At 69.9% G+C, this 18,818-nt stretch carries 18 protein-coding genes; 6 read left to right on the top strand and 12 right to left on the bottom strand.

Features of this window, described 5'->3' with window-relative positions; translation table 11 throughout:
* Positions 1-104: 104 nt before the first annotated feature.
* From QFZ50_RS16840 to QFZ50_RS16830, 3 genes are all read right to left on the bottom strand, one after another.
* Positions 105-1,244: an aminotransferase class V-fold PLP-dependent enzyme gene (locus QFZ50_RS16840; RefSeq protein WP_307086101.1), complete on the bottom strand. Its 1,140-nt coding sequence runs from the start codon at positions 1,242-1,244 to the stop codon at positions 105-107.
* Complete coding sequence (locus QFZ50_RS16835; RefSeq protein WP_307086099.1) at positions 1,241-2,218, bottom strand: D-cysteine desulfhydrase family protein; 978 nt, start codon at positions 2,216-2,218, stop codon at positions 1,241-1,243. Before QFZ50_RS16835 ends, QFZ50_RS16840 begins: the two co-directional genes overlap by 4 nt.
* A gap of 164 nt (positions 2,219-2,382) precedes the next feature.
* Positions 2,383-3,357, bottom strand: a complete 975-nt coding sequence (locus QFZ50_RS16830; RefSeq protein ID WP_307086097.1) for an MsnO8 family LLM class oxidoreductase — start codon at positions 3,355-3,357, stop codon at positions 2,383-2,385.
* Between the two features lie 154 nt (positions 3,358-3,511).
* Here QFZ50_RS16830 and QFZ50_RS16825 point away from each other — a divergent pair, with 154 nt between their 5' ends.
* Both QFZ50_RS16825 and QFZ50_RS16820 read left to right on the top strand, forming a co-directional pair.
* On the top strand, positions 3,512-4,357 hold the full coding sequence (locus QFZ50_RS16825; RefSeq protein WP_307086095.1) for a metal-dependent hydrolase: 846 nt from the start codon (positions 3,512-3,514) through the stop codon (positions 4,355-4,357).
* A 130-nt stretch (positions 4,358-4,487) separates the two neighbouring features.
* Positions 4,488-4,685 (top strand): hypothetical protein, encoded by a 198-nt coding sequence (locus tag QFZ50_RS16820; RefSeq protein WP_307086093.1) that lies wholly within the window; start codon positions 4,488-4,490, stop codon positions 4,683-4,685.
* A 78-nt stretch (positions 4,686-4,763) separates the two neighbouring features.
* Here the strand turns inward: QFZ50_RS16820 and QFZ50_RS16815 are convergent, their stop codons facing one another.
* The 6 genes from QFZ50_RS16815 to hisD all read right to left on the bottom strand — a co-directional run bounded on the left by QFZ50_RS16815 (position 4,764) and on the right by hisD (position 9,461).
* Entirely contained in the window at positions 4,764-5,459 is a 696-nt protein-coding gene (locus QFZ50_RS16815; protein ID WP_307086091.1) for a DsbA family oxidoreductase, read from the bottom strand.
* A gap of 63 nt (positions 5,460-5,522) precedes the next feature.
* The gene (locus QFZ50_RS16810; protein WP_307086089.1) at positions 5,523-5,684 is read right to left on the bottom strand and encodes a hypothetical protein; all 162 of its coding nucleotides are present in this window, start codon (positions 5,682-5,684) and stop codon (positions 5,523-5,525) included.
* A gap of 81 nt (positions 5,685-5,765) precedes the next feature.
* Positions 5,766-6,623 (bottom strand): amino acid ABC transporter ATP-binding protein, encoded by an 858-nt coding sequence (locus tag QFZ50_RS16805; protein ID WP_307086087.1) that lies wholly within the window; start codon positions 6,621-6,623, stop codon positions 5,766-5,768.
* Positions 6,616-7,287 (bottom strand): amino acid ABC transporter permease, encoded by a 672-nt coding sequence (locus tag QFZ50_RS16800; protein WP_307086084.1) that lies wholly within the window; start codon positions 7,285-7,287, stop codon positions 6,616-6,618. Before QFZ50_RS16800 ends, QFZ50_RS16805 begins: the two co-directional genes overlap by 8 nt.
* 21 nt (positions 7,288-7,308) lie before the next feature.
* The gene (locus tag QFZ50_RS16795) at positions 7,309-8,118 is read right to left on the bottom strand and encodes an ABC transporter substrate-binding protein (protein WP_307086082.1); all 810 of its coding nucleotides are present in this window, start codon (positions 8,116-8,118) and stop codon (positions 7,309-7,311) included.
* Positions 8,115-9,461: a histidinol dehydrogenase gene (gene hisD / locus QFZ50_RS16790; protein WP_307086080.1), complete on the bottom strand. Its 1,347-nt coding sequence runs from the start codon at positions 9,459-9,461 to the stop codon at positions 8,115-8,117. The genes QFZ50_RS16795 and hisD overlap by 4 nt, the downstream gene beginning before the upstream one ends.
* Positions 9,462-9,533: 72 nt before the next feature.
* Here hisD and QFZ50_RS16785 point away from each other — a divergent pair, with 72 nt between their 5' ends.
* The 4 genes from QFZ50_RS16785 (at position 9,534) to QFZ50_RS16770 (ending at position 15,141) form a co-directional block, all read left to right on the top strand.
* A complete protein-coding gene (locus QFZ50_RS16785) occupies positions 9,534-10,448 on the top strand; it encodes a LysR family transcriptional regulator (protein WP_307086078.1) in 915 nt (304 codons plus the stop codon).
* Between the two features lie 128 nt (positions 10,449-10,576).
* On the top strand, positions 10,577-12,040 hold the full coding sequence (locus QFZ50_RS16780) for a protein adenylyltransferase SelO (protein WP_307086076.1): 1,464 nt from the start codon (positions 10,577-10,579) through the stop codon (positions 12,038-12,040).
* A gap of 100 nt (positions 12,041-12,140) precedes the next feature.
* Positions 12,141-13,496, top strand: coding sequence for an MFS transporter (locus QFZ50_RS16775; protein WP_307086871.1), 1,356 nt, complete (start codon positions 12,141-12,143; stop codon positions 13,494-13,496).
* Between the two features lie 238 nt (positions 13,497-13,734).
* Positions 13,735-15,141: an MFS transporter gene (locus QFZ50_RS16770; RefSeq protein WP_307086074.1), complete on the top strand. Its 1,407-nt coding sequence runs from the start codon at positions 13,735-13,737 to the stop codon at positions 15,139-15,141.
* A gap of 70 nt (positions 15,142-15,211) precedes the next feature.
* Here QFZ50_RS16770 and QFZ50_RS16765 read toward each other — a convergent pair whose 3' ends face one another.
* From QFZ50_RS16765 to QFZ50_RS16755, 3 genes are read right to left on the bottom strand one after another with little or no spacing between them, the layout of a single operon-like run.
* A complete protein-coding gene (locus tag QFZ50_RS16765) occupies positions 15,212-16,231 on the bottom strand; it encodes an ABC transporter permease (protein WP_307086072.1) in 1,020 nt (339 codons plus the stop codon).
* A complete protein-coding gene (locus QFZ50_RS16760; protein ID WP_307086070.1) occupies positions 16,228-17,241 on the bottom strand; it encodes an ABC transporter permease in 1,014 nt (337 codons plus the stop codon). The genes QFZ50_RS16765 and QFZ50_RS16760 overlap by 4 nt, the downstream gene beginning before the upstream one ends.
* Positions 17,238-18,812 (bottom strand): sugar ABC transporter ATP-binding protein, encoded by a 1,575-nt coding sequence (locus QFZ50_RS16755; protein ID WP_307086068.1) that lies wholly within the window; start codon positions 18,810-18,812, stop codon positions 17,238-17,240. The genes QFZ50_RS16760 and QFZ50_RS16755 overlap by 4 nt, the downstream gene beginning before the upstream one ends.
* Positions 18,813-18,818: the final 6 nt, after the last annotated feature.

Here is an 18,818-nt window from a genome sequence, read left to right as displayed (position 1 = left end):
GTTGCGTTCTGTTAACAAACTTTTTGCCGTCATCTGGCGCCAGGGCATGGCGCGGCCTATAGTGCCCGCCGTATCGCCATGCGCGGCGGACCCGGCGCCGCGCCTCAGGCGAACGGCGCCAGCACCGTCGCGGCCTCCCCGAACACCTCGGAGCGGGTGGTCGCGTGGACGGAGAAGCGGATGCGGTCCTCCCCGTGGAGCGTCGTGCTGATGGCGGCCTCCGCGAGGGCCGCGTGGGCTTCGGCAGCCCGTCCGGGGATCCCTGCCACGACGATCCCGGCGCTGTCCGCACGCTCCCTCGGTGAGAGGACCTGGATACCGGCGGCGTCGAGCTGCTCGATGAGCCCCTGCGCATGGGTGGCGACGATGCCCTCGATCGCCGGCACACCCACCGACTCGATCAGGGTGAGGGCCTCCGCGAAGGCGCCGGTCGCGTAGGGCGAGAGATTCGAGATGGAGAAGCGCTCCGCTCCGGGCAGCGGCGGATGCTCCTCGCCGTCGTACCGGCGGGAATCGGTGACGCCCGTCCACCCGGTGAGCAGCGGGTCGATCCGCTCGATCGCGCGAGGGGAGGCAGCGATGGCCGCGACACCCCAGCCCGCGCGGACCCACTTCTGCGCGCCCGCGATGAGTACGTCGGCCTGTGTCCACTCCAGGTCCGCGACCCCGAAAGCCTGGATGCCGTCGACCACCAGCAGCCGGTCGGGCCCGATCGCCTCACGGATCCCGGGAAGGTCCGCGCGGTAGCCGGTGCGGAAGTCGACGGCGCTGACGCTCACGGCGACGGTGTCGTCCGTCAGTCCGCGGGCGACGACGTCGGGCGTCAGGAGGGTCCCGGGTGCGCCGACCAGGTCGGCGCGTACCCGCCCCGCGGTGCTCGTGCGCAGCCAGGGGTAGGTGTTGGCCGGGAACTCCCCGGCGCTGACGAGCACCGACCCGCCGGTCAGGCCGAAGGCCACCTGGAACAGGCCGAGCGAGGTGCTGCCGGTCAGGCCGACGTTCTCCAGGGGGAACCCGCTGAGCTGCGCGAAGGCTTCCCGGGCGCGGAGGTCCTCGCCGTGCAGGGTCTCGCTCGCGTCAGCACCGCCGTCACCGGCGATCTCCAGAAGGTGGGCCACGCGCTCCCGGACCGTCCGCGACGGCGGGCCGTAGCTCGCGAAGTTCAGGTAGCCGTGTGCTTCGGCGAAGGATTCCTGATAGGCCGTGAAGGCCGCGGCGTCATCGTGCTCCGTGGAACTGTTCATCCGGCCATGATCCTCTCGAGCGCCGTCGTGTGTCCCAGTAGACCGGGCAGTCCCCCCGTGTGCCAGTACACGATGCGCTGCCCCCGGACCAGGTCACCGCGGCGTACCGCGCCCAGGAGGCCGGCCATGGCGCGGGCGGTGTAGGTGGGATCCAGCACGATCCCTTCGGTGCGGGCGGCGACGTGCATCGCCTCGAGGACGTCGCCGCTGACCGAGCCGTAGCCGTCGGCGAGCAGGGTCCTGTCGATCTGCAGGGCCGGTCCGTCCTCGGGCTGCCCGGTGAGCTCCGCCACCATCCGGGCGACGGCGCCGGACGGTTCGGGCAACGCGCCGGTATCCACGCCGAGGACGCGCTCCGCCCCGAGAGCGGCGACGAGCCCGGCCATGGTCCCGCCGGATCCGACCGCCACCACGACCTTCTCCACCGAGGGATCCTGTCGCAGGAGTTCGTCGCCGGCCCTCCGGTAGCCCGTGGCACCCAGCGCGTTCGACCCGCCGAACGGGATGACGCCGGGGTGCCGGCCCTGGGCGGTCAGTTCGTCCGCCACCTCCTGCACACGGGTGGCGAGCTCCTCGTCCGAGGCGTCCCCGCACCAGTGGACGGAGGCACCGAGCAGCGCGTCGAGGGCGATGTTCCCGGCCGGTGTGGGCTCCCCGGCCAGCACGAGGACGACGTCGACCCCCAGCCGGGCGCCGGCCGCGGCGGTGAGGCGGGCGTGGTTGCTCTGCGCCGCCCCACTGGTGACCAGCACGTCGGCGCCACGGGCGAGTGCCGTCCCGGCGGTCCATTCGAGCTTGCGGACCTTGTTCCCGCCGCCGCCGAGCCCGATCAGGTCGTCATGCTTGATCCACAGGTCGCCGGAATCCAGTCCGAGGGCGGCGGACAGGCGAGGCGCCGGTTCGAGCGGCGTGGGCCACGATCCGAGGTCGGCGCGGACCGGGGAACCCGCGGGTGGGTCGAGCGGACGCGTCATGTCTTCCTCCAGGTACTCGGTTCTGCCTCCCGCCAGAGGCTAGCGGATCCGCCGGCTGCCCGCGTGGTCGCCATCCCCTCGGTAGACGAAGGGCCGGCGGAGCGGAGAGTCAAGTGCCGGGCGGCGTGACCGGCTCCCGCCCGGTCACCGGGGCGTGCCCGGTGTCACCGCGCAGCAAGCGCCGCCAGGTGCTCGTCGGAGGCGGCGAGCGCCTCGAGGTCGTACGCCCCGCCGCTGACCAGCAGCTCGTCGGCGCCGGTGCGGGCCTGCAGTTCGGTGAGCTGCCGTTCCACCTCGTCCGCCGTCCCGTACACGGCCGCGGCGAGCGATTCCTCCACGAGGCCCTCCTCCCGCGCCGACCGGAGTTCGCCGGTGGCCTGGAGCGGCGGGAAGTACCCCCTGGTCCGCGAGACGGCGAGGGCCCGCGCCTCCGGCAGGAGCAGCTGCCGGGCCGCAGCCGTCGTCCCCGCCACGGCCACGTTCAGGGACGCCGTGACGTGCGGGCGGTCCCACCACGCGGACGGGCGGAAGGAGGCGCGGTAACGGTCGAGGGCGGGCTGGCTGTCCCGGAACAGGGCGGGGCCGCCGAGGACGACGGCGAGGCCGGCCCGCGCCGCGATGTCCACGCCCTGCCCCGTGGCGAGGACGAACACGGGGGTGCGGCCGGCGTCCTGCGGTCGGGCGGTGATCGGCGCCGTGCCGCCGAGGAAGGCGAGCAGTTCGGCGAGGTCGTCCCCGAACCGGTCCGCGTCCTCCGTGCCGCTCCGCAGCGCGGCACGCACGGCGGAGGTGAACCCGAGTGACCGGCCGAGCCCCAGGTCGAAGCGACCGCCGGAGAGGGCGGCCAGTGTCGCTGCCTGCTCGGCGACGACCAGGGGCTGGTGGTTCGGCAGCATGATGCCGCCCGTGCCCACGCGGATCGTCGTCGTACCGGAGAGGACGGCGGCGGCGAGCACGGCGGGCGCCGACCCCGCGATGCCCGGCACGCCGTGGTGCTCCGCGACCCAGAACCGCCGGAACCCGAGCCGCTCGGCCCGTTGCGCCCGCTCGATCACGGCCTGCAGGGTCTCGGCCTCCGAGGAGCCGAGGCGCGACTGCGCGCGGTCGAGGAGGGACACACCGACGAAGGGAAGGGGCATGTGTAGGGCAACCCTGCCCGGACCGGGAGCATTCCGGAGCCACGGCGGCGACACCCGTCCGTTCCGATAATGACGGTGGCACGCGTCAGGATGGGATCTCGTCGCCGGCCGTGATCCTGCGGGCCGGCGCGGTCTCACCGAAAGGACCCCCGCCATGATGGGCGCCCACCATGCTGCCTGCGGCGCCGCCGCCTGGGTTGCCGCCACCACCCGGATCGAGGTGCACCCCGGACACCTGCTGCCCGTGCTGCCCGACACCCTCACCCTCGGCCTCGGGCTGCTGGACGTCAGCCCGGTGGGCGTCGTCACCGGCGCCCTGGTGACCGCCGGGGCGGCGCTCCTGCCCGACGCCGACCACCACAGCGCCACGATCGCCCACTCCCTGCCACCGCTGTCCAACCTGCTGTGCGCGGGCGTCGGGGCCATCTCGGGCGGCCACCGACGCGGCACGCATTCGCTGCTCGGTGTCGCCGCCTTCGTCGCCGTCGCGTTCATCGCCGGGCTGTGGACCGTCGAGACGGCCGATTTCGGCACCATCTACCCGGGCGCGGGAGTGCTGACGGTGCTCCTCGTCTCCTTCGCGGCGAAGGCCCTGAAGATCATCCCGGACAGCATGCGCCGCTCGCCGTGGGCGGTCGGCCTGACCGCCGGCGCGTTCGTCACGGCGTTCGCACCCGAGGAGCAGTTCTGGTTCCCGCTCGCGGTCGGGATCGGCGTCGTCGCCCATATCCTCGGGGACATGCTGACCACGGGCGGCTGCAATCCGGTGTACCCGTTCCGGCTCCGCAGGCCGCGCAGCCTGGCGAAGGTGCCCGTGGTCGCCCAGGTGTGGCGGCCCAACGGCAATATCGCGGTGCCCCTGCTCGGCAATGCGGGCTCCGTCCGGGAATGGTGCCTGCTCGTGCCGATCTCGCTGTACGCCCTCGGCGGCATCGGGTGGGCCATCACCCGGTTCGACGACGGCGCGATGATGGTCGCGCGGATGGCGGGAGCCGGCTGACGGAGCCGAGTGCCGGAGCCGGCTGCCAGGGCCGATGCGAGTTCCCAGGCCGAGTGCCGGAGCCGTCGCGAAAAGTGCCGGAAACACGGCCGGGCTAGGGTCGGCCTGACACCGGATGAAGGAGAGACCCATGCACCGCGAAGGATTGTTCTTCGATCCCCTCGAGGCAGAGGAGGACGCGCCCGGGCAGCCCGGACCCGCGCAGGCCTCCGAGCCCGTGCGGCACCGGCGGCAGGACCCCGAGGACCTCAAGATCCAGCGACAGCGCGAGCTGGCCCGCGTGCAGGACGACCTGCGGAGGATGGCCTCGGGTCCGCGACGGCACTGAGGGGCCTGCAGCGGCGCTGAGGGGCCCGCGGCGGCGCTGAGGCCGGCGGGCGGCGTCAGCGCGCCTCGGTCGGACGCGTCAGCAGCCGTCCGGACCGCAGGCGGGGCCGTCGGCGGACGGCGTGAGTGACACCAGGGGGTGGGATTCCCGCCACGCCTGGTCGAGTGCCTGCCGGAACACCTCGACGGGCTGCGCGCCGGAGATCCCGTACCTGCGGTCGACGACGAAGAAGGGGACGCCCTGCACGCCGAGCGTGCGGGCTTCCTCGATGTCGTGGCGGACGTCGTCGGCGAACCGGTCGCCCGCGACGGTCGCACGGATCTCCTCCTCGCCCAGGCCGATGCCGGTACCGAGGGAGACGAGGACCTCGACGTCGGAGGTGTCGAGTCCCTGCTCGAAGTGCGCGGACATGACGGCTTCCTTCGCGGCGTCGCCCCGGCCGGAAGCCTTGGCGAGGTGGAGGAAACGGTGCGCGGTGAAGCTGTTGCCGACCATCACGCGGTCGAAGTCGAAGGAGAGGCCCTCGCCCTCGGCCTGCCGGGTGAGGTGCTGCCACATCTGGCGGACCTGCCCGGGATCGATGCCCTTGCGTTCGGCGAGGTACTGCTGCTCGGTACCGTCGTAATGGTCGGGGAGGGACGGGTCCAGCTGGTAGCTCTTCCAGGTCACCTCCACGCTGTCGCGGTGGGGGAACTCCGCCAGGGCCTTCTCGAAGCGGCGCTTCCCGACGAAGCACCAGGGACATTTCACATCGGACCAGATCTCTACCTGCATACCTGGCCCAACCGCGGAACGCTCAGGCCCTATTCCCGGAGGTCGAGGGCCTGAGCGCTGCCGCTACTTGCGGTTGAGGAGGTTGCGGATGAATCCGCCCGTCCTGCCGGAGGGAACGCGGGTCCCACGCCGGCCGGCGGCTCCCCCGGCGGGCTTGCCCGTCCCGGTGCCGGACCTGCCGAGGTAGCGGTTCGCCGTCGTCCTGATCCTGTCGCTGATGCCCATGCTGATCTCCCTTGATCGTCGCCTCGCCACCCGGGAACATCAGGTGGCTTACCAGTTTAGGGGCTGCAGCCGCGATCGTCATCAGGACCGAGGCGTGCCCGGGGGTTCAACCGTCAGTCCGGAGCGCTTCAGGAGGGCGTAGGTCTTCGGGTGTTTGGGCCGGAAGAAGACCTCGTCGGGTGTCCCCTTCTCGACGATGATGCCCTGGTCCATGACGACGATGATGTCCGCGATGTCGCGCGCGAACTGCATCTCGTGGGTGACGATCACCATGGTGGTGCCCTGGGCGGCGATCGCCTTGATCACTGCCAGCACCTCCTCCACGAGTTCCGGATCCAGTGCCGACGTCGGCTCGTCGAACAGCATGACGCTCGGATCCATGGCGAGGGCGCGGGCGATCGCGACGCGCTGCTTCTGGCCCCCGGACAGCCTCGACGGGTAGTTGTCCTTCCGGTCCAGCAGCCCCACCCTCTTCAGGTTCTCGAGCGCGTGCTGCTGCGCCTCGTCCCGGGACATCTTCTTGACGTCCTGCAGGGGCGCCATCACGTTACCGAGCGCGGTCTTGTTGAGGAACAGGTTGAACTGCTGGAAGACCATGCCGAGGTCGGTCCGTTTCCTCGCGGTGACGGACGCCTTCTCGTCGACGAGCTTCCCGTCGCGCTCCTCGTACCCGACGAGGTGGCCGTTGACGAGGATGCGGCCGCTGTCGATCGTCTCGAGCTTGTTCATGCAGCGCAGGAGCGTGCTCTTGCCGGAACCGCTCGACCCGAGGATGACGACCGTCTCACCCTTGTGGACGTCCAGATCGACGCCCTTGAGGACCTCGATCCGGTTGACCTCGCGCCGCCGCCCCCGGAGTCGCTGCAGCAGGCCCGGGGTCTTGGTCACCACGAACGTCTTGTGGACGTCCCGGACACTCACGATCACTTCGTCAGACATGGACCCTCGCTCGTTTCTCCAGGGCACTCACGATGCGGGACAGCGGGAGGCTGATCAGCAGGTAGAGCAGTGCGGCCGCGGTGTAGACCTGCGTCGTCTCGAACGTCTGGGCGTTGATGACGTTGGCCGTCTTCAGGATCTCCGTCACGGCGATCACCGAGGTGAGCGCCGTGTCCTTCACCATGGCGATGAAGTAGTTGCCGATGGGCCCCAGGGAGACGATGAAGGACTGCGGCAGGACGACCTTCCACAGCGCCTTGCCCGGTGTGTAGCCTAGCGACAGCGCGGCCTCCGTCTGCCCCGCCTCCACCGAGAGGATGGCCGAGCGGAACACCTCGGAGAGGTACGCCGCATAGTTGAGCCCCAGCCCCAGGATGCCCGCCGGGACCGGGTCGATGTTGACCCCGATCGCCGGCAGGACGAAGAAGATGTAGACGAGCTGGACCAGCAGGGGCGTCCCGCGCATCACCTCGACGTAGACGAGCGCGATCCCGCGGAGGATCTTCGACTTCGAGATCCGGGCGAGCGCCACCAGCAGGCCGAGCACGAGGGCCAGCGCCATCGCCCCCAGGGCGAGCTGGATGACGATCGGCGCGGCCGCCAGCAGGCGCGGGAAGTAGCTGAGGGTGCTCTCGATGAAATCGATGGCCGGGCTTCCTTTCAACCTCGGTGGAACGAAGGACGGTCAGTCGACGGCATTGCTCTCGGTCAGTCCGTACTTGGTGAGGATCTCCATGTAGTCGGGGGAGGCCTTCAGCTCGGCGAGGCCCGAGTTCAGCTCCTCGAGCAGCTGGGTGTTCTCCTTCGGCACGGCGGCACCGATCAGGCCCGGGAAGTAGGGCTCGTAGGGGTCCACGATCTTGATGGCGTCGTTCGGGTTCTGCACGAGGCTGTACGCCACCACGGCGGCGTCGGTGAAGACGACGTCGACCTGCTTGTTCTCCACGGCGGTCAGGAGTGCCGCCTGCGAGTCGAAGTACTTGATCTCCTTGGGCTCGAGGGATTCGGCGAGCTCGATGAACGTGGTGCCGGTCTGGACGCCGATCACGGTGCCCTTGGCGTCGTCGCGGTTGGTCATGGTCGAGTCCCCCGGGACCACCATGCCTTCGCCCTGCTGGTACCAGGTGTCCGTGAAGTTCACCTCTTCCTTGCGGACATCCGTGATGTACATGGCGTCGACGACGGTGTCCGCCTTGCCCGCCTTGATCGCGGGGATCAGGGTCGCGAACTCGGACACGAAGACCTCGACGTCCCAGCCCTTCTTGTCGGCGATCCAGTTGATCATCTCGCCGTCGATGCCCTGCAGGGCGCCCGCGTCGTCCGTGAAGGAGAACGGCGCGTCGTTGGAGGTGGCGATCGTGATGGTCTCGATGGCACCGTCATCGCCGCCACCGGCCCCACTGCCGCCGGAGTCCCCTCCGCCGCACGCCGTGAGCATGAGGGCGATACCCATCGCCCCGGCTGCGAAGGACGTCATTGCACGCCTGCTGTTCATGGTTGCTCCTTTGTCGATACGGTCTGGGTTTCGAATCGGGTGATGCGGAGATCGGCCGTGCGCTGGTGCGCCTCCATCTCCTCGTAGGCTGAGATCTCGGACACGAGCGGCGCCAGCTGCATGGTCGCCGCACGGTCGATGCGCTGGAAGGTCAGCGGTTTCAGGAACCGTGCGACGGAGAGGCCGGCCGAGGAGCGCGCGCCGCCGCCCGTGGGCAGGACGTGGTTGGTGCCGGTGATGCCCTTGTCGGAGTAGGCGACCGTGGACCATGGCCCGAGGAAGAGGGATCCGTAGTTCGTCAGGTTCTGCTGGAAATAGTCGTCGTCCGCCGTCATGACCTCGAGGTGTTCCGGCGCGAGCACGTCCATGAGTTCGACGGCCGTGGCATTGTCCTCGGCGACGTAGACGGTCCCGTAGTCCCGCCAGGCCGGGCCGGCGATCTCGCGCGTGCTCAGGTCCGCGAGCTGGCGGTCCACTTCGGCGATGACCGCGACGGCGAGTTCCCGGGACGTCGTGACGAGGGCTGCGGGTGACTGGGGGCCGTGTTCCGCCTGCCCGAGGAGGTCCGCGGCCACGATGACCGGGTCCGCGGTGTCGTCGGCGATCACGGCGACCTCCGAGGGACCGGCGAGCAGGTCCATGCCCACCCGCCCGAACAGCTGGCGCTTCGCCTCGGTGACGTAGGCGTTGCCCGCACCCACGAGCATGTCCATCGGCTGTTCGCCCAGCAGGCCGAAGGCCATCGCCGCGAGGGCCTGGACGCCTCCGACGACGAACGCGCGGTCCACGCCCGAGAGGTAGGCGGAGTAGAAGACGGCCGGGTTGCCGGCGGTCGGGGAGGTGGGCGGTGAGCACGCGATCACCGTGGGCACTCCTGCGGTCTTCGCGACGCCGACCGTCATGAAGGCGCTCGCGAGGATCGGGAACCGCCCGGCGGGCAGGTACGCCCCGACGCGCTGCACGGGGATGTACCGGTGGCCCACCGTCACCCCGGGCATCACCTCGGCCTGGAAATCCTGCAGGTGCTGGAGCTGGAGGCCGGCGAACGTCCGGGTGCGCTCCGCTCCGGCCTCCAGGGCGGCCCGCAGGTCCGGCGTCAGGGAGTCGCCGGTCCGGCGGAGGGAGGCGGCGTCCATCTCCACGTCGCCGCCGCTCCAGCCGTCGAGCTTCCGCGAGTACTCCGCGACGGCGTCGCGCCCGCCCTTCTCGATGACGGAGAGCATCTCCGAGACGGTCTCGACGACCTGGGGCAGCCGCTGCGCCGGCACCCCGCCGATCCCGGCGCTTTTCAGGCATTCGTAGGAGCCCGTGATGAAGGAGGCATGGTGCGCTGTCAGTTCCATGATCCGAAGCGTAGGACCGGCGTCAACATAGGGGAACCCACCCTTTCCCAGTGGAAGCTATAGGGTTTCCCTGTGACCCTGAATCAGCTCCGCGCCTTCCTGGCGGCCTACAGCTGCCGGTCCCTCAGCGCGGCGGCGAAGGAACTCGGCATCACCCAGGCGTCTGCCTCGGAGCTGATCTCGCGGCTCGAGCAGGAACTCGGCTCCCCCCTGTTCACCCGCACCTCGAAGGGGCTCTCCCCCGCACCGGCCGCCGAGGAACTGCACACCCATGCCCTGGACTGCGTGAACTCCGCCCGCCGCGGCGCCGAGGCCGTGCAGGCCCTGCAGACCCTCAACGGCGGGGTATCGACCTTCGGCGTGCTGCGGTACGCCGCGAACTACGATCTCGCCGACCTCGTGGTGCAGTTCCACCAGAAGCACCCGGGGGTCCGCGTGCGCATGATCGGCCTGAACTCGCACGTCGTCGCCGCGTCGGTGGCGAGCGGGGAGATCGAGTGCGGCCTGGTCGTGCTTCCGGTGGACAGCGAGAACCTCGACGTCCGGCGCCTCGCCCGTGACGAGGTCCGCTTCATCTCCTCCACCCGCGACCCCGACGCCGGCGCTGTGAGTATCGAGGAGCTCGCCGCCGCGAAGCTCGTCCTCTACGACGCCCATGCCGGGTGGAAGGACCCCACGCGACGCCAGTTGCGGGAACGCGCCAACGTCACGGGACTGTCGATCGAGGCGGAGATGGAGGTCGAGCATGCGGAGACGGCCTACGGGCTGGTGGCCGCCGGAGCCGGGGATTCCTTCATGGCGCGGGGGATCCTCGAATCCCTCCGGCGTGAGGACGGCGTGAGGAGCTTCCCCTTCGCCGAACCGCTCTACGACACGATCGCCCTGGTGCAGCGGAAGCACGGCTATCTCTCCCCGGCGACCCGCGCCTTCTCCGCGTTCGCGGAGCGCGCCGTCGCCGCCAGGAGCGGGCTGGCCAGCCTGGTATGACCGGCCGCGCCCGGTCCGTGACACCGCTGCAGAGCATGGCGCACCGGGACCTGGACGGGTGATCGAGGCCCGGTGCAACCCCCGCACCCGGATGTCCCCGGCGAAGCGCCCCGGCGTACGGTGGACGGATGAGCGTGCCCACAGAGTCCAAGGTCACCATCGACGGTCGCTTCGCGCGGGAACTGCCCGAGATGGCCGTCGCCTGGCAGGCCGACGCCGCCCCCGCACCCCGCCTCCTGGCCCTCAACGAACCGGTGGCCGCGGACCTCGGACTCGATCCGGAGTTCCTCCGCTCCCCCGACGGCCTCGCCCTGCTGCTCGGCACCACGGTGCCCGACGGCGCGACGCCGGTGGCCCAGGCCTACTCGGGCCACCAGTTCGGCAGCTTCAACCCGCGCCTCGGCGACGGCCGGGCACTGCTGCTCGGTGAGGTCACGGACGTCGCCGGCCGCCTGCGGGACCTCCACCTGAAAGGCTCCGGCCGCACGCCCTTCGCGCGCGGCGGTGACGGCCTCGCCGTCGTCGGCCCCATGCTGCGCGAGTACATCGTCAGCGAAGCCATGGAGGCACTCGGCATCCCCACCACACGCTCCCTCGCCGTCGTCGCCACCGGGCGCGACGTCCGCCGCGAGACCATGCTCCCCGGCGCCGTCCTGACGCGCGTCGCGAGCAGCCACCTGCGCGTCGGGAGCTTCCAGTACGCGGCGGCCACGGGCAACAAGGACCTCCTCACGCGCCTCGCCGACCACGCGATCGACCGGCACCACCCGCAGGCCGCGTCCGCCGAACGCCCCTACCTCGCACTGTTCGAGGCGGTGGTCTCCGCGCAGGCGTCGCTCGTGGCGCAGTGGATGCTCGTCGGCTTCATCCACGGCGTGATGAACACGGACAACATGACCATCTCGGGCGAGACCATCGACTACGGGCCCTGCGCGTTCATGGACGTCTTCGACTACGCCACGGTCTACAGCTCCATCGACCGCGGCGGCCGCTACGCCTATGCCAACCAGCCGCTGATCGCCGAGTGGAACCTCGCCCGCCTCGCCGAGACCCTGCTGCCACTCATCGACGACGACCAGGAACAGGCCGTCGCGCTCGCCGTCGGCGTGCTCGAATCCTTCCGCCCCCGGTACAGCGGCGCGTGGCTCACGGGCATGAAGGCCAAGCTGGGACTGCCCGGCGACCTCGAGGACGAGGTCGCCTCGGCCCTGGCCAACGACGTCCTGACCCTGCTGCAGGAGAACCACGTGGACTACACGTCGTTCTTCCGGGGCCTCGGCCCGGTGGTGCGCGGGGACGCACGTCCTGCACGGGACAAGGTGCTCGACGCCGCCGCCTTCGATGCCTGGGCCGAGCGGTGGTTGGCCCACGGGCCCGACGCCGACGCGATGGACCGCGTGAACCCCGTCTACATCCCGCGCAACCACCTCGTCGAGGAGGCGCTGGAGGCCGCGACCGCCGGAGACCTGGAACCGATGAACCGACTCGTCGACGTCGTCCGCAGGCCGTTCGACGAGCGGCCGGGGCTGGAACGCTACGCCGCCGGCGCCCCGGACGACTTCGGGAAGTACACGACCTACTGCGGCACCTGACCGCAGGAACACCTGATCCGACGCACCATCAGAACGCACCATCAAGGGGACACTTTTGACTCGATCCACCACCACGGACACCTGGGCCGACAAGGGACTCATGAGGTTCCTCGCCGCACCCCCGCCCGCCGAACGCCTCGACGACACGACCGTTCAGAAGCGGTACCCGAAGCTCCGCCTCCAGGTGTTCCTCGGCATCTTCGTCGGCTACGCCGGGTACTACCTCGTCCGCAACAATGTGCCGCTCGTGGCCACGATCCTGCGCGACGAGGAGGGCTTCAGCACCCTGGGCCTCGGCATCATCACCAACGCCGTGCTCGTCGCCTACGGCATCAGCAAGTTCCTCAGCGCGATCGTCAGCGACCGCAGCAGCGCCCGGCTCTTCCTGCCGATCGGGCTCGTCCTGTCCGCCGTGGCGAACCTGTTCATCGGGTTCGTGCCCGGCGTCGGCGCGAGTGTCGCGTTCTTCGCCGTCATCATGATCTTCAACGGCTTCTTCCAGGGCATGGGCTGGCCTCCCAGCGGACGCACCCTCGTGCACTGGTTCTCGACGTCGGAACGCGGGTCGAAGACGGCCCTCTGGAACATCGCCCACAACGTCGGCGGCGCCGGGTCCGGCGCCCTCGCGGGCCTGGCCCTGGCGACCTTCGGCACCTGGCAGGCCGCGTTCTGGTTCCCCGGCATCGTGTGCCTCGTGATCGCGGTCATCGCCTTCTTCCTCCTGCGTGACACCCCCGAATCCGAGGGACTCCCACCGATCGAGGAGTACCGGGACGATCCCGCCCCGGTGGAGTCCGACGCCGCCGACGCCGAGGCGACCACCTGGCAGACCGTCAACCGCTACGTCATCCGCAACGCGACCATGGTGAAACTCGCCCTCGCGAACGTCTTCGTCTACACGCTGCGCTACGGCGTGCTGGTCTGGGCCCCCGTGTACCTGGCGGACGAGCGTGGAGCCAGCCTCGGCGAGGGCATCGCCGGGTTCTCCCTCTTCGAACTCGCCGGCATCCCCGGCACCCTGCTGTGCGGTTACCTCAGCGACAAGGTCTTCCGCGGACGCCGCTCACCGGCGGGCATCACCTTCCTCATCGGGGTCTTCCTCGCCGTCCTCGTCTACTGGCTCTCGCCCGTCGAGTGGCCGCTGGGCGTCTCCTACGCGGCCCTCGTGGTCATCGGCGGACTGATCTACGGGCCGGTCATGCTCATCGGCCTGCAGGCCCTGGACCTCAGCCCCCGCAAGGTCGCCGGGACCGCCGCCGGCTTCACCGGGCTGTTCGGCTATGTCCTCGGGGCGACGCTGGCCTCGACCGGCATCGGCCTCGCGGTCCACACCTTCGGCTGGGACACCACGTTCATCCTGATCCTCGCCTGCGTGCTGCTCGCCATCGCCTTCATGTACTCGGTGGGCCGTGACGAGCGGGTCCTGCGGGAGCGGCAACTGGCCGACCACGCCTGACCCGCGACGAGCCCCGGTCCCCTGGCAGAAGCCATCGGGCCGGGGCTCTTCCACGCCACCGGTCAGTCCTGCGCCGGAGCGCTGCCGGTCACCGTCCGGGCGGTCGGCCCGACAGTGCTCGACGGCGGGGGCCGCTACAGCACCGGATCGCCGGAGTGAAGGGTTCAGACCGCCCAATTTCGACTGGAAGCCGGCCTGCAGGCTGCCTACCGTGGATGGCGCCACACACAGGGAGGTCATGATGACACCGGCAGACCGGACGACGGACAGCGCCGCCTTCACCGCTCCGCAGATCGAGACCGCCGAGGGGCGGAAGACCATCCGCCGGGCCATCGCGGCGTCCGCCGTGGGGAACGCGACGGAGTGGTTCGACTACGGCGTCTACGCCGTCGTCGTCGTCTACATCACCGCCAATTTCTTCCCGGGCGGGGACACCGGCTCCGGCACGGTCTGGGCCCTGGCCACCTTCGCGGTGTCCTTCCTGGTCCGACCGCTGGGCGGCCTCGTCTGGGGTCCGCTGGGTGATCGCCTGGGCCGGCGCAGGGTCCTCGCGCTGACCATCATGCTGATGGCCGGGGCCACGTTCTGCATCGGCCTGCTGCCCACCTTCGACCGGGTCGGCTACTGGGCTCCGGCGCTGCTGGTGTTCCTGCGCATGGTGCAGGGCTTCTCCACGGGTGGCGAATACGGGGGCGCCGCCACCTTCATGGCCGAGTACTCGCCGGACCGCAAGCGCGGTTTCTGCGGCAGCTTCCTCGAATTCGGCACTATCTTCGGCTTCGCCCTCGGCACCGCCATCACCCTGTTCCTCCAGATCATCCTGGGCGAGCAGGCCATGACCGACTGGGGATGGCGCCTGCCGTTCCTGATCGCCGGGCCCATGGGCCTCGTCGGGCTGTACCTCCGGTCGAAGCTCGAGGACACCCCGGTCTTCCGCGAACTCGAGGACAGCGCCGGGGTCGAGGCGAGCACGGGGTCCGCGCTGAAGGACCTCGTCTCCCGTTACTGGCGTCCGATGCTCGCCATGACCGGGCTCGTCATCGCCCTGAATGTCGCCAACTACACGCTGCTCGGCTACATGCCCACCTATCTGGAGAGCCAGATCGGGCTGACCGCCAACAGTTCGCTGACCCTGATCCTGGTGGGGCAGCTCGTCATGATGTGCCTCATCCCGTTCGCCGGCAGCCTGTCGGACCGCGTGGGCCGCAAACCGATGTGGTGGACCTCCCTGGTGGGCCTGTTCGTCGCCGCGATCCCCATGTACCTGCTGATCGGCACCGGTTTCGTCGGAGCCCTGATCGGCTTCGCCGTCCTCGGGATCCTGTACGTCCTGCAGTTGGCCACGATCTCGGCGACCTTCCCGGCGATGTTCCCCACCCACGTCCGCTTCGCCGGCTTCGCCGTCACCTACAACATCGCCACGGCGCTCTTCGGCGGCACGGCGCCCCTGGTCAACGAGGCGCTCATCGGTGCGACAGGCAATCTCCTCGTGCCGGCCTTCTACATGATGGCCGCGTGCCTGGTGGGGATGGCGGCACTCCCGTTCGCGAGGGAGACGGTGGGGTGCTCGCTCCGCGGTACGGACCTGCCGGGGGATCCGACGGCCGCGGAACGCCGCCAGCAGGTGGCGCCCGCCGGCGCATGACGACGGGCGTCAGCCGGCCGTCGAGCACGCGAGCAGGATGCCGCAGCGCCTGCAGCCCAGGCACTCACGCTCAGGCAGAATTCCGCCGGCCGTACAGGGAGATGACGAGCAGGATGATGACCCCGTAGATGAGCTGCTGGATGTTGGCTCCGAGGTTCAGCACGGCCACGAGGGTGGAGACCTGCGCGAGCACCAGCGCGCCTCCCACGGTTCCGACGACCGACCCTCGGCCGCCGAAGATCGAGGCCCCGCCGACGACGACGGCCGCGACGGAGGAGAGCAGATAGCTCGCCCCCATCGTGGCCGAGGCCTGCTGGTAGTAGCCCACGATGACCACGCCGGCGAATGCCGCCAGGACGCCGCTCAGCACATAGCCGCCGATCCGGATGCGGTCCACGGGAAGACCCCCGAGCCGCGCGACCTCGGCCGCTGAGCCGACGACGAAGAGCGAACGTCCCCACCCGGTGAAGCTCAGCACCAACTGCAGGACCCCCATGAGCACCAGTCCCAGCGGAAGCACTGCGGCCGTCTCCACGCCGAGCAGGGAGATCTTCGCCGACGTGATGGCGAGGAGTGATTCCGGGATCGCGGTGAGTTCGGAGAAGTTGAACACGAGGAGAATGGCGCCGAACAGCAGGCCGTTCATGGCGATGGTCGTCACGATCGGGGTGAGCCCGAGTTTCGAGATGACCACCCCGTTGAGGAGACCGATCACGGCCCCCGTCAGGAGTGCCGCCGCGAAGGCGCCGACGGGACCGAACGGAGCGACGAGCCCGAGGAACGCGAGGGCGGAGAAGGCGATCGTGTTCGGGACCGAGAGATCGATTCCCGCCTGGATGACGGCGATCGTCTGACCGAAGGAGGCGATCGCGAGGATGATCGCGAACGTCGCGGTCCCGACAAGGGAATCGATCGTGATGAGGTTCGGTCGGATGAGACCGCCGATCACGAACAGCACCACGAAGGCGATCAGGGGCCAGGTGCTGCGGGGGATGCGCGATCCCAACTGCCGGACGGATGCGGAACCCAATGGCTTCCCGCTCGGTGCACCGGCCGGGGACTGGCTGGCGGGTACGGTGCTGCTGGTCATGACCGGCGTCCTTTCAGGGCGAAGGTGATTCTGCCCCAGACCACCGGCAGTCCGACGACGACGAAGATGATGAGGGCGCTGATGACGTACTGCCAGTAGGAGTTGATGCCGGCGAAGAAGAGGAGGTTGCCGATCAGTCCGAGCGTGCAGGCGGCGAGGACGGTGCCGATGATGCTGCCCCGTCCGCCGGTGAAGGCGGCGCCGGCGAGCGCGACGGCGGCGATCGAGCTCAGGAGGTACGCGTCCCCGCTCCTGGGGTCCCCTGTGACCGTGGAGGCGGCGAGCATCATGGCCCCGACGGACGTGATCATTCCCGAGAGGCCGAACGCGAGCAACTTGGTGAGTCGCGCGTTGAGGCCGGCGGCCCTCACGCTCTCCATGTTCGATCCGACGCCGTAGATGTGGCGGCCGAGCGCGGTGCGCTGCAGCAGGAGCCACAGGAGCACGGCGACGACGGACAGCCACACCAGCGAGACGGGGAGGTAGGGCAGCAGTTCACCGCTCGTGGCGAGGTAGATCGCCTTAGTGATCCCTCCGCCGGGCCGGTCGAGCACTTCGCGGGCGATGGATCCGAAGATGAACGCACTTGCCAGCGTCACGGCGATGGCCGGCAGCCCGCCGTAGGCGACCAGAAGCCCGTTGAACAGTCCGCAGGCGAGTCCGACGCCGACCGCCAGGAGGATGGCGACGGGCACCGGGACGATCTCGAGCTGCGTCGCGAACACGACGTTGCAGAGGCTCATGATGGCGCCGATGGAGATGTCGATGCCGCCGACCAGCACGATGAGGAGCTGTCCCAGCGCGACCAGTGCCAGGGGAACCACGAGGTTCGCGGCGGTCTGCAGCTGGAAACGGGTGAGGAGCTCCGGGTTGATGATGACGTAGACGAGGAAGAACACGACGAACGCGGTGATCGGCGCGATAGCTCCCTCGCGGCGCAGCCGGGTGATCCCGGCGGAACGCGGTATCCGGGCGGAACGCAGGATCCGGGCCGGTGCGGCGACGCTCATGCGGCTGCCCTCAGTCCCATGGAGGCGCCGACGACGGCATCCCCGGTGAGTCGCGTGCCTGTCAGTTCATCGATGACAGTGCCCTGGTACAGGACGACGACCCGATGGCATACGTGCACGAGTTCCTCCACTTCGGTCGAGAACCACACGATGCCTACGCCCTGTTTCGCCAGGTCCACGATCGCCTCGTACAGTTCCTGCTTCGCCCGCACGTCGATGCCGCGGGTCGGATCATGCAGCAGGACGACGGTGCGGGCCCGGTTCATCCATCTGCCGAACACGAGCTTCTGCTGATTGCCGCCCGACAGCGCGCCCGAGAGTTCGTTCGGGCCGCGGGTACGGACCGACAGCGCTGCGAGGATGCCGTCGATCCACCCCCGCTCCCGGGCCACCCGTGGCCGTCCGCCGAGCTGGTAGGCCTTGAACCAGGGGACCAGGAGGTTCTCCCCGACGGTCATCTCCAGTGCCAGGCCCTCACGCTTCCGGTCCTCCGGAACGTAGCCGACGCCGTGCCGCACCGATCGCACAGGTGTCGTGCCCGACACGGAGCGGCCGGCGATCACCCAGGAATCGGCGGTCGCCGGGGCAGCCCCGAACAGCGCCCGCAGCAGTTCCGCCTGCCCATGGCCCTGCAGGCCGCCGATCCCGAGGATCTCGCCGGCTCCCAGGGAGAGGTCGATGCCGTGCACCCCCTCGGACCGGAGGCCGGTCACGGACAGCGCGGTCGCATCCGTCGTACGGGCCGGCGGGTCGGGGAAGAACCGTGCGGCCTCGCGGCCTGCCATCAGCGAGATGAGCTGGTCGTCCGTCCAGCTGCCGCGGACGAACTCCCCGGCGACCTTCCCGTCGCGGAGGACTGCTCCACGGTCGGCGATCTCGGCGATCTCGCCCAGGCGGTGCGAGACGTAGATGACGCTGCCGCCCTCGGCGGTGAGGTCCCGGATGCGCTGGAAGAGCCAGGCGACCCCCGGCGGGGTGAGGGCGGATGATGCCTCGTCGAGGATCAGCAGTTTCGGCCGCCCCGCGAGCGCCCGGGCGATCTCCACCAGCTGCCGGTCCGCGAGCGACAGGGTTCCCACCGTCGCCCGCGGATCGATGTGGGGGAGGTCGAAGGTCTCCAGGAGTTCGGCGGCCGCGACCACCGACTTCTTCTGCGAGAACCCGCGGTAGGGAGCACCGTCCGGGAGGCCGAGGTTCTCGGCGACGGTCCAGTCGGGCACCAGGGCGAGTTCCTGGAAGGCGCACCGGACTCCGGACTGCCTCGACTGCCGGACGCTGCCGGATGCGAGGGGCCGGCCACTGACGACGATGCTGCCCGAGGTCGGAGTCACGGCACCGGCGAGCATCTTGGCCACGGTGCTCTTGCCTGCTCCGTTCTCGCCGACGAGCGCAAGCACCTCCCCCGGGTTGCACTGGAAGCTCACGCCCTGCACCGCCTGCACCGGCCCGTAGCTCTTGACGAGGTCGGTCGCGACGAGCAGTGCCTCCACCGGCGACGGGTGGCCGTCCGGCGCACCAGGATGTTCGGGCGCCGCCGCTGGAGCAGCGGCGTCCATTCGTGCATCAGTCACTGCGAC

Origin of the sequence: Arthrobacter agilis, from assembly GCF_030816075.1 — a bacterium.
In the GTDB taxonomy this organism is placed as follows: Bacteria; Actinomycetota; Actinomycetes; order Actinomycetales; family Micrococcaceae; genus Arthrobacter_D; species Arthrobacter_D agilis_E.
Note: the sequence above shows the minus strand (reverse complement) of the source record. Positions and strands in the feature narration are given on the sequence as shown.

What these genes read in the sequence shown, in the direction of transcription:
- QFZ50_RS16840 (WP_307086101.1), bottom strand. Translation starts at nt 1,244, where the DNA reads ATGAACAGTTCCACGGAGCACGATGACGCCGCGGCCTTCACGGCCTAT.
- QFZ50_RS16835 (WP_307086099.1), bottom strand. Translation starts at nt 2,218, where the DNA reads ATGACGCGTCCGCTCGACCCACCCGCGGGTTCCCCGGTCCGCGCCGAC.
- QFZ50_RS16830 (WP_307086097.1), bottom strand. Translation starts at nt 3,357, where the DNA reads ATGCCCCTTCCCTTCGTCGGTGTGTCCCTCCTCGACCGCGCGCAGTCG.
- QFZ50_RS16825 (WP_307086095.1), top strand. Translation starts at nt 3,512, where the DNA reads ATGATGGGCGCCCACCATGCTGCCTGCGGCGCCGCCGCCTGGGTTGCC.
- QFZ50_RS16820 (WP_307086093.1), top strand. Translation starts at nt 4,488, where the DNA reads ATGCACCGCGAAGGATTGTTCTTCGATCCCCTCGAGGCAGAGGAGGAC.
- QFZ50_RS16815 (WP_307086091.1), bottom strand. Translation starts at nt 5,459, where the DNA reads ATGCAGGTAGAGATCTGGTCCGATGTGAAATGTCCCTGGTGCTTCGTC.
- QFZ50_RS16810 (WP_307086089.1), bottom strand. Translation starts at nt 5,684, where the DNA reads ATGGGCATCAGCGACAGGATCAGGACGACGGCGAACCGCTACCTCGGC.
- QFZ50_RS16805 (WP_307086087.1), bottom strand. Translation starts at nt 6,623, where the DNA reads ATGTCTGACGAAGTGATCGTGAGTGTCCGGGACGTCCACAAGACGTTC.
- QFZ50_RS16795 (WP_307086082.1), bottom strand. Translation starts at nt 8,118, where the DNA reads ATGAACAGCAGGCGTGCAATGACGTCCTTCGCAGCCGGGGCGATGGGT.
- hisD (WP_307086080.1), bottom strand. Translation starts at nt 9,461, where the DNA reads ATGGAACTGACAGCGCACCATGCCTCCTTCATCACGGGCTCCTACGAA.
- QFZ50_RS16780 (WP_307086076.1), top strand. Translation starts at nt 10,577, where the DNA reads ATGAGCGTGCCCACAGAGTCCAAGGTCACCATCGACGGTCGCTTCGCG.
- QFZ50_RS16775 (WP_307086871.1), top strand. Translation starts at nt 12,141, where the DNA reads ATGAGGTTCCTCGCCGCACCCCCGCCCGCCGAACGCCTCGACGACACG.
- QFZ50_RS16770 (WP_307086074.1), top strand. Translation starts at nt 13,735, where the DNA reads ATGATGACACCGGCAGACCGGACGACGGACAGCGCCGCCTTCACCGCT.
- QFZ50_RS16765 (WP_307086072.1), bottom strand. Translation starts at nt 16,231, where the DNA reads ATGACCAGCAGCACCGTACCCGCCAGCCAGTCCCCGGCCGGTGCACCG.
- QFZ50_RS16760 (WP_307086070.1), bottom strand. Translation starts at nt 17,241, where the DNA reads ATGAGCGTCGCCGCACCGGCCCGGATCCTGCGTTCCGCCCGGATACCG.